The 12,730-nt window shown below is 33.7% G+C and carries 11 protein-coding genes and 1 pseudogene; 1 reads left to right on the top strand and 11 read right to left on the bottom strand.

What is annotated here, in order from left to right; all coding sequences use genetic code 11:
* Positions 1-58: 58 nt before the first annotated feature.
* The 4 genes from LKE46_RS11910 to LKE46_RS11925 form a co-directional block, all read right to left on the bottom strand.
* A complete protein-coding gene (locus LKE46_RS11910) occupies positions 59-823 on the bottom strand; it encodes a DeoR/GlpR family DNA-binding transcription regulator (protein WP_291722488.1) in 765 nt (254 codons plus the stop codon).
* 170 nt (positions 824-993) lie between these two features.
* Complete coding sequence (locus tag LKE46_RS11915; RefSeq protein WP_291722491.1) at positions 994-2,400, bottom strand: PTS galactitol transporter subunit IIC; 1,407 nt, start codon at positions 2,398-2,400, stop codon at positions 994-996.
* 31 nt (positions 2,401-2,431) lie between these two features.
* A complete protein-coding gene (locus LKE46_RS11920; protein WP_291722494.1) occupies positions 2,432-2,737 on the bottom strand; it encodes a PTS sugar transporter subunit IIB in 306 nt (101 codons plus the stop codon).
* Positions 2,738-2,783: 46 nt separating this feature from the next.
* Complete coding sequence (locus LKE46_RS11925) at positions 2,784-3,272, bottom strand: PTS sugar transporter subunit IIA (RefSeq protein WP_291722497.1); 489 nt, start codon at positions 3,270-3,272, stop codon at positions 2,784-2,786.
* Between the two features lie 346 nt (positions 3,273-3,618).
* Between LKE46_RS11925 and LKE46_RS11930 the strand changes: the two genes are divergently transcribed.
* Entirely contained in the window at positions 3,619-6,636 is a 3,018-nt protein-coding gene (locus LKE46_RS11930; protein ID WP_291722500.1) for a vitamin B12-dependent ribonucleotide reductase, read from the top strand.
* A 224-nt stretch (positions 6,637-6,860) separates the two neighbouring features.
* Here the strand turns inward: LKE46_RS11930 and LKE46_RS11935 are convergent, their stop codons facing one another.
* The 7 genes and pseudogenes from LKE46_RS11935 to LKE46_RS11965 form a co-directional block, all read right to left on the bottom strand.
* On the bottom strand, positions 6,861-7,214 hold the full coding sequence (locus tag LKE46_RS11935; protein ID WP_291722503.1) for a hypothetical protein: 354 nt from the start codon (positions 7,212-7,214) through the stop codon (positions 6,861-6,863).
* A 151-nt stretch (positions 7,215-7,365) separates the two neighbouring features.
* Complete coding sequence (locus LKE46_RS11940; protein ID WP_291722506.1) at positions 7,366-8,187, bottom strand: SDR family oxidoreductase; 822 nt, start codon at positions 8,185-8,187, stop codon at positions 7,366-7,368.
* A 74-nt stretch (positions 8,188-8,261) separates the two neighbouring features.
* On the bottom strand, positions 8,262-8,627 hold the full coding sequence (locus tag LKE46_RS11945) for a PTS glucitol/sorbitol transporter subunit IIA (protein WP_291722509.1): 366 nt from the start codon (positions 8,625-8,627) through the stop codon (positions 8,262-8,264).
* Positions 8,628-8,668: 41 nt separating this feature from the next.
* A pseudogene (gene srlE, locus LKE46_RS11950) lies at positions 8,669-9,620 on the bottom strand (PTS glucitol/sorbitol transporter subunit IIB).
* Positions 9,621-9,653: 33 nt separating this feature from the next.
* On the bottom strand, positions 9,654-10,226 hold the full coding sequence (gene srlA, locus LKE46_RS11955; protein WP_291722512.1) for a PTS glucitol/sorbitol transporter subunit IIC: 573 nt from the start codon (positions 10,224-10,226) through the stop codon (positions 9,654-9,656).
* A gap of 66 nt (positions 10,227-10,292) precedes the next feature.
* The gene (locus LKE46_RS11960; RefSeq protein ID WP_291722515.1) at positions 10,293-10,679 is read right to left on the bottom strand and encodes a transcriptional regulator GutM; all 387 of its coding nucleotides are present in this window, start codon (positions 10,677-10,679) and stop codon (positions 10,293-10,295) included.
* Complete coding sequence (locus tag LKE46_RS11965) at positions 10,676-12,625, bottom strand: BglG family transcription antiterminator (protein ID WP_291722518.1); 1,950 nt, start codon at positions 12,623-12,625, stop codon at positions 10,676-10,678. Before LKE46_RS11965 ends, LKE46_RS11960 begins: the two co-directional genes overlap by 4 nt.
* Positions 12,626-12,730: the final 105 nt, after the last annotated feature.

A 12,730-nucleotide genomic window follows, 5' to 3' on the forward strand; every position in this document is an offset into this window, starting at 1 on the left:
TTAAAATAATCATTTTTCATATCATTACATGCCAGTGTAATGATATGATATTTTTGATTCAAGAATTTATGATTGTTGTATGCCTTTCATATTTATCCTTAAGATTTTTATCTATATACTTGTCGGTTATTACCGCTGTTACATCTTTCAAACTATAAAAACTAAAAAAGTCTTCTTTTCCCATTTTGGTGCTGTCACATAATATATATTTTTTTATTGCATTGTCCAATATTATTTTTTGACATAATCCTTCTTCTTCATTGGAAGTCGTTATATTGTCATTCAAAATCCCATTAGTACCAACAAAAGCTATCTTTACTCTAATACTTTTTAAAATTTCATTGGTAAAATTGCCTACAAAAACATCTGTACGAAGCCGATATCTTCCACCTACCAATATAATTTCATATCGTTTATCCTCTCTAAATTTTAAAAATACCGGCATTGAATTAGTTATTACTTTAACATATGAAACATTTAAATAATCGTATATCAATTCATTAGTAGTTCCTGGGCCTATATAAATAATATCATTCTCTTGAACCATTTTGCCTGCAAGTTGAGCAATATATCTTTTTTGTTCTATATTTATTTTTCTTTTTTCATTGTTTGAAAGTTCCTTAAATCCAACTTCATTTGATTTTTCAATCTTTTTTGCTCCACCATAAATCCTTTTGAGAAGCCCTCTTTCTTCAAGCGTTTTTAAATCTCTTCTCACGGTTATTTTAGTAACATCCAGTTTGTCATTTATATCAGATATCTTTATTATCTTATTTTCGTCAAGCATATCCAATATTTTTTGGAACCTTTCTTCCTTCAACATGTTGTATAATCCTCCACAAGTAGATTGATAAGAAAGCTTTTTCTAATGTATTATTTTATAATCTACGATTATATAGTATCATTCTTTTATATTAAATTCAATACCATTTATGATTTATTATACTGTTTTGTTGAATTATTTTGTTCCACTTTTTTAACTTGTTTGTTCAATTACATTTTTGCCTTTTCATACTCCATATTACGCTTTTTCATCTGTTTTGCATACCATATGAACAGCAGTAAATATACTGCAAGACCAAATACGGCATACAACCCAAAAGTAATATCCCCCGTTCCAAAAAATTTACCAATAAGTATCGATAGAAACTTTTCTACAGGTCCCTCACATGTTGAATGTGATATCAAGGTTGATGCTGCCAGTCCATGCGGAAAGGCTCCAACCTGTTTTGCCAAATCCGTAACACAAGGCGCCATGACTGTACCTGCCCATAAAAATATTGGTATTTCCAGTATGCCTATTATTATCATTCTTATCATTTTGCCGCGGGTAACTATTAAAAGTGCCGGTGTTATCCCCATTGCTATAATACCACCGAGAGGTAAAATTTTATTTCCAGGTAAAAACAGTGAAACCACTAGAAGTATAGGTGCCAATATATTTGCTACCGCCCATATTTCAGCTCTACCAGCTACAAACGGCCAGTCAATACCTATATTAAATTTTCTTCCTGATAATCTTTTACTTAGAAAATTAGTTATACCTTGCGACAATGGCTCAACTGCTGCTATAAACCAGGAACCTATTATGGAAAAAAGTTCCAGACACGAAGCACCTATAAATGCCAGTGTAAATATCTTTATCATGCTTTGATGCCCCAGTACACCTACGAATATACCAAGGTAGGCTCCTATTGCAAATTTACTTCCCCAAAATCCTATTTTGTTATTTAATTGCGCTGCGTCAAAATCATATTTATCAAGAAAAGGTAAAAACTTATCTATCAACTTATCAAAAACCATAATTATAGGGTTCATCATATAATTTAAATGAGTAGTGGTTGTAGGGTTACTATCCGGCATGTTTAAAAGGTCATTGAATGTCGGTTTCATCAGATCCGAGTTTATTATCTTCAAGATTCCGAGAAACACAACAAATACCGTTGCGATAAAAAGATTTTTTGAATAGAACATTAGAAGTATTCCGCAAAATGCTGGATGCCATATATCAAATATATCAACATCTAATGTATTTGTTTTATTTAGCACAAGCATTACAGCATTGACAATTACAAGTACAAACAAGAAAAACAACGTATACATTGAACCCCATGTTATGGTAGCTACCGGTGCCCATCCCAAATCAGTTATTGATAGATTTATACCCGTAGATTCAACAAAAGCTTTCAATGCTTCAGAAAAATTTGTTGTCAGCAAAGAAATTATTTGTCCTATTGCTGTCAGTGCAATTGCAAGTTTAAGTCCACCCTCAATTGCCTTGCTAACTTTTACACGCATTAAAATTGCCAGTATCGAAAGAACTATGAACATCATCGGTGCTGCCCCTAGACTTATCAAGGGCTTAAAAATAGTGTTGGCAAATTGAATAACAGTTCCCATATTTCCTCATCCCCTTTATATTTTATTTTGTTCATTTCTTCCCTGTTTTTTTTATTACATTTTCCAGTTCATCGAACACCGGCTGAGCCATAGCAGGTATACGATACAATATAGGTCCTGCCTCAACAACTGGTATTTTAATTTCAAATCCCACATCAACTTTCGTTATGGGTGTAAATATATCATACCTTGAAATCAATTCTTCAGTTATGTCCTTTACCATAACTGCATCAGCACAAACTTGATATCCCCTGCTTTTCATCTCCTGTTCTATTGCATCTTTAATTTGATGACTAGAATTTACCCCTGCACCACAAGCTGCTAAAATTTTTATCATTTAAATTACCTCCATTTTATTTTTTATATTAAAGACAACAAATTAATTATTTATTGTCTTTTTTACCAGCAATAAATTGATATATTTCTCCTTCATCATCAATTTCATCCAGTTTATCCATATTACATTTTTGAGTTATAAAGTCCATGATACTTGCTAATATATTTGTTTGAGCATCGTTTTCATCATTTATAATAATAAACAAGTACCTTACCTTTAATTTCTCATCTGGAGAAATCATATTTTTAAAAGTTATATCATGTTTAGCCTTTACAAAAACAATACATTTGCTCCTGCAATATTCCCTCTCAGTATGTGGTATTGCAACATTATATTTTTGTCCTTCTATCATACTTAGATCTATTCCGGTGGGATAGTTTTTTTCTCTTTCTATAATTCCATCTACAAAATTATCTTTTACAAGTTCTTTTTTTATCAGTTCTTGTCCAATTTTTTTCAAAATTTGGTCACTACTTTTAGCTTCCTCTATGAAAATCAAATCTTCTTTGAACAAATGAGCTATGTTATTAATCATAAAATTTTACTCCTTTCCACGCATGCTATTTAGAAACCTTTCATTGTGTAATATTTATGCTTTATTTTGTTCTATATTGTTTTATTTACAACTATATATTATACCATTATTATACACTTGTCAATATTAATTATGTAGTATTTGTGTTCTATTTATGTTCTATTATAGTAAATTAACTACAATTACCTTTATATAAATACTGAATTTCACCCTCATTTATATAAACTATATATTGAATATTATCAGACTATAATTTATAATTAAGAAGTCCTACATGTAGTATTTTTTTTTAATTTATATACTATATATAGTTAAATGTAATCTTAAAAAATGAGGAGGGGAAATATTGGACTCTATAAATGATATATTTAAAAGATACTATACAAATATACTTGAAAAAGACAAATCAAAAACCGTATATGATTTATTTAAGTGGAAAAAAGTAGACGTATTTTTAAAAGACCACAAGACAAACAGGGTTCTTGTGGACATGAAGGATCTTGAATTTCCGGAGCATTACTCCCAAAACGCCTGTGACATAATAGCTTCGAAATACTTCAGGAAAGCTGGAATTCCCGGGAAATTAGGATATGAAAACAGCATGAGGACAGTTGCAAACAGACTTGTAAATTTCTGGTGCCAGGCTCTAAAAGATGAAAATCTTATAACTACGGAAAATGAGGCCCAAATATTTTATGATGAATGTGTGTATGCCCTCTTAAACCAAATGTATGCTCCAAATTCCCCCCAGTGGTTCAATACGGGACTTAAATTATCCTACGGAATAGGAGGGGCAAAACAGGGAAATTACTATTTTGATGAAGGAAAAAACGAAATAGTGGAATGCTGCGATAATTACACAAGAACCCAGGCCTCGGCCTGCTTTATACTTTCCATAGAGGATAAGCTTCTGGGACCTCATTCCATATCGGATCAGTTCATTACGGAAACAAAACTTTTCAAGGGCGGCTCCGGAACCGGAAGCAATTTTTCAAATATAAGGGCAAAGGGCGAAAAACTCTCTGGAGGCGGTGCATCTTCGGGTCTCATGAGCTTTTTAAAGGCACTCGACAGAAATGCAGGTGCCATCAAATCCGGCGGCACTACAAGGAGAGCAGCCAAGATGGTATGTCTTGATGTCGATCATCCTGAAATCATGGACTTCATAACCTGGAAATCAAAAGAGGAAGACAAAGTCAGGGCCCTCGGTAAAATGGGCTATGATATGGATATTGACGGAGAAGCCTATGAAACAGTTTCAGGACAAAACAGCAACAATTCCGTTAGATTTTCAAATGATTTCATGCATAAAGTCGAGAATCTGGAGAAAAATCCCGAAGAGACCATAGAATTGGCAGGCAGGATTGATTCAAAACTATCCAGAAGAGAAAAAGTAAAGAACATATGGGAAGCTTTCAACAGATCAGCATGGAAATGTGCAGATCCCTCCCCTCAGTTCAGTGATACTTTCAATGCATGGCATACCTGCCCTGCTGGAGAAGATGGAAATCTCAATGCCAAATACAACAGGATCAATTCAACAAACCCATGCGGCGAGTATGCTTTTCTGGATAACACTTCCTGCAATCTTGCATCTATAAATATATATAAATTCTATGATGTAGGTACAGGTCACTTTGATATTGAAGGCTATCTTCATATAATACATCTTGTACAGTTAATTTTGGAAGCATCCATACACTGGGGACAATTTCCTACAGAAGATATAGCAAGAAAAACCTATCTTTTCAGGACAACAGGACTCGGAGTATCAAATATGGCATCACTTCTCATGGTTATGGGCTATCCCTATGACTCTGACGAAGCAAGAGCTCTTGCCTCATCTCTCATAGGTATACTGACAGGTGAATCCTACTATACATCCGCACTTATGGCAAAGGCTATAGGATCTTTCAAAAAATTTGATGTAAACAAATCTTATATGATGAGAGTTATCAGAAATCACTGCAGAGCAGCTGGCGTAGATTTGGAAGAACTCACTGAAAATGACGAGATCAGATATAAAAATGAATTTGAAAACCTCGATTACACACCCTTAAAAGTAGATCACAAGCTGCTGGGAAAAGAAGACATGTACTATATAGGCAGACAGCTCAAGGAAAGTTTTACAAACGCATTTCAATGTGGTCAGATTTCAGGTTTCAGAAATGCACAGGTTTCAGTTCTAGCCCCAACTGGTACAATATCCTTTGCAATGGACTGCGGGGCAACCTCCATTGAGCCCTTTTTCAGCCATATAGTATATAAGAAACTATCCGGCGGAGGTTTTATGACAATAATAAATCCTGTAATAACTGAAGCTTTAAAAAAGCTTGGCTACAACAGGGAAGAAATAGAAGATATAATGGATTACGTACTCGAGAAGGAAAATGTAACAAAGAATGGATTCACCTACGAAAAGATACTTGATGGCAAAATAGAGGGTGCTCCCCACCTAAAGGATGAACATACAGCAATATTCGATACCTCAAACAAGTGTGGAAGTGGAGAGAGATACATATCCCCAATGGGACATGTCAAAATGGTGGCAGCTATAACCCCTCTCATTTCCGGGGCCATATCAAAGACAGTCAACCTGCCGAAGGACGCTTCAGTGGAGGATTTCAAGAACGTTGTATTATCTTCATGGAAACTGGGTGTAAAAGGGATAACACTGTACAGGGATTCTTCAAAGGCAGCCCAGCCTCTCAATACAGCTCTTTCCGACACTGATGACATAAGACTGGAAGATCTTACTTACAATCAGCTTTTGAATAAAGTAAGAAAGCTGCAAAAGGGTGTAAAATACTCAAAGCGTGAAAAACCTGTAGGTATAAGGAGAGGTACTACCCACCCTGCACAAATAGATGATGTCAAAATATATACTACAGTAAACAGACGCTCAAATGGTGAAATATCCGAAATATATATAACCACCGACAGGGAGGGTACTATAATAACCGGGCTTTTGAATTCCCTTTCAAAATCTATTTCAGTAATGCTCCAGTATCATGTACCGCCCCAGGATATTTCAAGAATGCTGAGAGGTCAAAAATATGAACCCTATGGATTTGTTCAAAAACACCCATATATAAAATATGTATCCTCAATTTCAGACCTTATAAGCAAAGTGATAGATATAGAACTCGGTGATTTTTCAAGATGTCAGGTCAAGCCTGAAAATTATGACGAAAAAAATGGTCCGGATGATTCAAACATGAATTGTTCAAGTATCAAGATAAATAAGGTACAGGGTGAAAGGGTATATGGCTCTATCTGTCCCAATTGTTCAAGCACAAGAATGATCAGAAACGGCACCTGTATGGTTTGTCTGGACTGCGGCTCCACAACAGGCTGCAGCTGATAATAGACTTGAATATTAAGAGCTGTTTTCCATAAAAGGAAATCAGCTCTTCTTGCACTAAAAAGTGTAAAAAAAAGCCTACATGGGGGAGCATGCGGCTAAATAGGGGATATTATTTAATGAAACTCTGTTTCATTACTCAAATATCATAACATCAATTCTCCTATATGTCAATATATTTTCTCAAAAATATTATTTTTCGACAAATAAGTATAAAGAATATATTACTTAAAGTTCTTATTTGCTCTGTTTGGTTTAGCTTTAGGTTTTATTTTTATGTCATTTGCCTTATTCTTTCCTCTTCCATACATCACTCCATTATGTAGATCTAAAAACCAAAGAAAAAATATTACAAAAAGTCCACTGGATACATACTGCAATATTGAATTGCTGCCCATATTCTTTTTAAGAACTATACCCACTCCACCAGGAAGTAAAAAAGAAATTATGGCTAACGAAAGAATAACTATTTTATTAGGGTGAATCTTTACAAGTACATACTTTTTAAGTAGGCGGTACCCTACCATAAATACTACTGCTATAAATATTATTTGGAATATCAATGTTTTCCATGACATGTATTTCACTCCTCTATAACTATTAGATATATTATCTATATAATAACATAATATTATATACTTGTTTTAAAAATGTCATCAATTTTCCTTACATAAAAATGTGTTGAAGTGAAATTTTATCTACTTCAACACATTTACTTATATAAAGATCTTATCCCCTCGTTTTTCCACCAGCTATATTATAGGTAACTCCATGTATATAACTTGCCCTATCAGAAGCCAGGTAGCAGACTAAATCTGCAACCTCTGTAAGTTTACCGGACCTTCCAAGTGGTATTGTGGAAGTTTTGACATATCCTGCTCTTAAATCATCCACTGTAATTCCACGTGTATAGGACAGTGCTGTTTCATATTCCACAGTTCTAAGCCCCGTCGCTTCCAGAATACCAGGTGCAACCCCTACAATTCTCACCCCATTTTTACCAAGTTCTTTCGCCCAGGATCTTGTAAATGAATTCACCGCATTTTTGGTCGCTGCATAAATACTCTGTCCCTCTGAACCCTCAAGTCCACTTTCAGATGACATATTTATTATTACCCCTGAACCCTCTCTTACCATTTCTCTCGCAGCCGCCTGTGCGCATAAAAATACCCCCTTTTCATTTACATTTACTACTTTTTCAAAAATATCCTCATTCAGTTCATACTTACCCTTTGAATCTTCTGGATCAACCAGAAGTCTTGGAATATTTATTCCTGCATTATTGACCAGAACATCTATTTTTCCAAAGGTATCTACCGTTTTTGAGATCATTTCCTTAACGCTCTTTGAACTCGTTACATCTGTCTTTACATATAATACTTTTCCCGAATTATCATTTGAGTTGAATTCAGGCTCCCTCGAACTCATATCTCCCACAACTACATTGCTCCCGTTATTTAAAAATTCCTGAACTACAGCTTTTCCTATCCCGGATGCCCCTCCTGTAACAATTACCGTCTTTCCCTCCAATTTCAACCATGAATCCGCCATATTTCTACCTCCAATAATATAATAATTCATATTTGACCAATACATTACTTGCAGTTATAATTAAATGTAGATATTTAATTTCTAATTATTTTTATTACAGTGCCTTCTCGCAGAGGCACTATTTTTTTTCTCTCAAGAAATAAAGTCCCGGGAATAGCTGCTTCTTTATCACCAGTAAATTTAAATGTTATATGTCCAAGCTGTTTCAAATTCTGATTTACCAGATCTCCAATCGAAGTTATTTTATATTCAACATCATCTATATATAATATGTCTCCAGGATTTATGTCTTCTACCAGATTATTTTCATTATGAATATAACAGTAGTCAGCCAACTCCCTTGGTACATTCTCTTTAAAGATTATAAACATATAACTTTGTAAAAAATCGCCTGCTTTATTTCCTATAGTGGTTATCTTTGTATTATATATTATTTTCATAGTTAAAAAATCCCTCTCTATATTTAAGCTATAAATGTCGATTATTTACTATATAGTCCAAAGCTTGCAAGCCATGCAACAATAACAGTTGGTGCACCAGTGAGAAATCTTGAATAAAGTACGGATGGAACTCCTACCTGAACCGTTTCAGGTTCTGCTTCAGCCAATCCAAGTCCTACAGGTATAAAGTCGCAGGCAGCCTGTGAATTTATGGCGAAAAGCGCCGGAAGTGCCAGAGCTGGAGCTATATTCCCTTTCCCTATTTCTACTCCTATCAATACACCTACTATCTGTGCTATTACCGCACCAGGTCCTAAAAATGGTGAAAGAAGTGGAAAAGAACATATAAGTGACAAAACTATCAATCCAAAGATATTGCCTGCAAGCGGCGATAGAAGATGTGCAAACCAATTGCCTATCCCGGAAGCATTTATTATTCCTATCAATGCTGCAACGAATGCCATAAATGGTAAAATTGTATGAATAACAGTATCTATGGTATCTCTGCCGGCCTGAAACATCATGGAAACTATTTTTCCTATAGCTATTCCCATCCTGGCTAAAAAGCTACCGCTCTGCTGACTAATCTTTTTATCAGTATCATAATCCATTTAATCTTACCTCCTATATTTTTTCAATATTCCTGGACTTGACTCCAGATACGTAGATATCCTCTTTCATAAACATTGCAAGAGGTCCGCTTTTACCCGTAGGCATTATATTAACTGTAGGTATCTTCTTCTGAGGATAAATGCCACATCTCAAAGTTCCTCCACAATTTATAACTGCACATGCAATTTCACTGTCTTTTACACCGTGGGTGAACCCGTCTACCAGCTCACATCCTGTCAAATTTGCTATGGTCTCAGCTACTTCAGGTTTTGCACCACCTGTAATATATACCACTTTGTTCTTGGTTCCGGTAGGTGCAACTGTTATAGGGCCTCCCCATCCACCTGAACCCCTGGTTATTCTTACTTTACTGTAACCCATATATTTTCTCCTCCTTAATTATTAAATTCATTTTTATGCTTCTGCAATATGCTCTATATCAAGTTCTGTTTTAAGCTTGATGCCCTGTTGTCTTTCAACTATTGACGTTGTAAAGTCAGTAATCCATCCTCTGAAAAAGTTGGTAATCAAACCTACTAAAAAATATCTTACTGCAAGATCTCCTGTGGACAACCCCAATTTTGTAATTCCATTTGCGATTCCTAAAAATACAAAGAGTTCTGACGGATCAACATGGGGAAACAATCCATTCATCGTATGACATGAAAAACTTGATGCTGCATAATAACTTGGTTTGTACTTTTCCGGTAAAAATTTCCCTAATGAAAGCGTCATTGGATTTGTAAAAACAAAAGTACCTATAAATGGCAGTACAAGATATCTTAAAAATATATTGGAGGAAGATTTTCTTGCGAACCTTTCCACCCTCTCAGTTCCAATAAGATTTATAATACTGTTCATAACTACAAGAAGAGCTACAAGCAGCGGTACTATACCCATTACGAAACTTACAAATTGATCCCCTCCTGCTCTAAACAGAGCCATGAATCTGTCTGCAAAATTTGAAATAACATTTAAAACACCCAATTGCAATACCTCCTAAATTTATAATTTTTTATTGAAATTTGAATATTCAATCATTTTATATTCTGGCTAATTTGTCTCACCTCCTTTAAAAGTATTATAATTTTTTACGGCATCCAAAATCGCCATTCTCATATACTTATTGTACTTGACCAAATTATCCTTATGAATATCTCCTAAACTTATACCTTCAAGTCCCATTAATTTTCTAAACCTGGCAAATACCGATACACCCTGCATTTTTCTGGAATCAATTATTCTGCCTTCATCATCAATCAAAAACATGACAACAGTTCCAGCCTGCATATAACCTCTTTTTCTTCCTATTGCAACTTTTCCACGCCTTCTCAGTTCCACATAGTTTTTATTGAAATCCTTAATCTGCAGCATACCGAATGCAAAATTCAAAATCCATACTGTAATACCTAAAATAATAAATAATATTATTGAATTCATAAATTTACCTCCTCCAATAAAATATTTTTAAATCCTTCGTAGTCTCTTATTTGGGACATTTTTTGAACAATCTCCTTATTTTGTCCTATTTTCAGCAGTTCTTCATATGCCTTTATTAAAATCTCTGAATCTATTTTATCCTCCGGTGGTATAATCAAAAGTATTATTATATTTATTTCAAATCCATCTGAAACAATAGGTTTGTCCAAAATACCGATTGCTATAGACAGCCTACTCCCTTTCCCATTAACAGCATGTGGCATAGCAATATAATTTCCTAAAAAGGTAGGTGATTCAATTTCCCTTTTAATGACATTTTTATTAAAATCCTCATCAATATCGGGATTTGTTGATATCTTAACAAGCATATCATTTAGATTTTCAAAATAATCATTTCTATACAGCACAAAGAAGAACTGCGGCTGTATTATTATACTTAGTATGGAAAGATTGTACTCTACATATTTGATATTGTATTTTTTAAGGCTTATTGTTTTATCAAGTTCTTTTCTCAAATCATCTTCATTAAAAAGTGCATTTACTTTAACTACGGGAGTAATTGTGTTTAAATTTAAATCGACTGTAGTAAAAACTATATCATAATCATCCAATATATTTCTGGTAATATTTGCATCTGAAAATGTCTTTATGACAATGTCCTTGTTGGACAACATTTTGTTCAATTTTATTTTCAGCAGTTGTACCGTACCAAGTCCGGTTCCGCATATTAGAGCTACCTTCTTGATATTGTCGGAATTGCTGCTGTTTTGTTCTATATAGCTTTGAAAATATAGTGCTATATATCCAATTTCGTCTTCTCCTGTATCAAGATTGTAGTTTTGCTTTATTATTCTTGCACCCAGCTTTGCCATTTCATAAGGTAATGGATAATTTTTTTTTATATCATCTAAAAGGGCATTTTCAATTCCGATGTTGAATATGAGCCTGTTCAACATGAAATTCAAATGATATTCCAGATTTTTAACTATTTCATTTTCCGGTTTCATAGCCAGCCCGAAATTATCGTTTACTTCATTTATAATCTGCTCTACTAATTGCTTTACATTCTTTCTGACTGTAATATTTTCTAAATTTATAGGTGCCTCCCTCCCTAGAAGAGGAAGTGTCAGGAAAATGATTTCATATTTATTTAATTTGCAATTAAAAACCTTTTCTAAAGTGGCAGCAATTTGCCTTGCTATAAAATATTCATGAGTTCTTTCTGCATCATAATATTTTCTGTCAATATTTTTTATTAATCTATGATTTTTCAATCTATAAAGCATTATAAAAATATAATCCATAGTCTGTTTTACTGTCCTATCGGTTATATGCAATTTATTCTCACTAAAAATACGCATAATTTTAGCCTTTATATTTTTATATAAATTAATGTCCTTATAATTGAAATTGCCACCTTGTCCCTTATAAAAATGATCCAGGATAAGAAATCTTATATCCATTTCACTGCCTGAAATTTTTATACCCGAATTCTGCTTTCCAGACAATTTTATATTATAGATTTTTAAAATTGTTCTAACCTTTTTAAGATCATTTACAAGAGTAGTCCTTCCAACATTCATCTTATATGCAAGTTCATCTATAGTTATAAATCCATTGAAATTTACAAGAAATTCAATAATATAAGCTATACGATTTTCAGCAGTATCAAGCTTTGCAGATTTATTGCTATCGTTTTCATAGTCTTCAATCAATTTTATGAATTTTTTCTTGTCCTCAACTACTAACTTATATCCCACCTTCTTTACATTTACAATTTTAGCATCATGTGACTTCATAATCTGATTAAGTTTTTTGATGTAATTTTGTATAGTTCTTGTGCTTACTCCCATAAATTCAGCAAGTTCTTCAAGTTTACTGAACTGTTTGGAATTAATCTTTGACACAAGCTTGAATAATCGACTATCAATAGGTGTTAATGACATTTAAATATCAACTCACTTATCCTTCGTTGTTTTTATTATATTATATAATGAATACATATTTAATGCATATTTTTTCATCCGCATAGTGAAAAAGCATGCATTAAT

Origin of the sequence: Clostridium sp., assembly GCF_022482905.1 — a bacterium.
In the GTDB taxonomy this organism is placed as follows: Bacteria; Bacillota; Clostridia; order Clostridiales; family Clostridiaceae; genus Clostridium_B.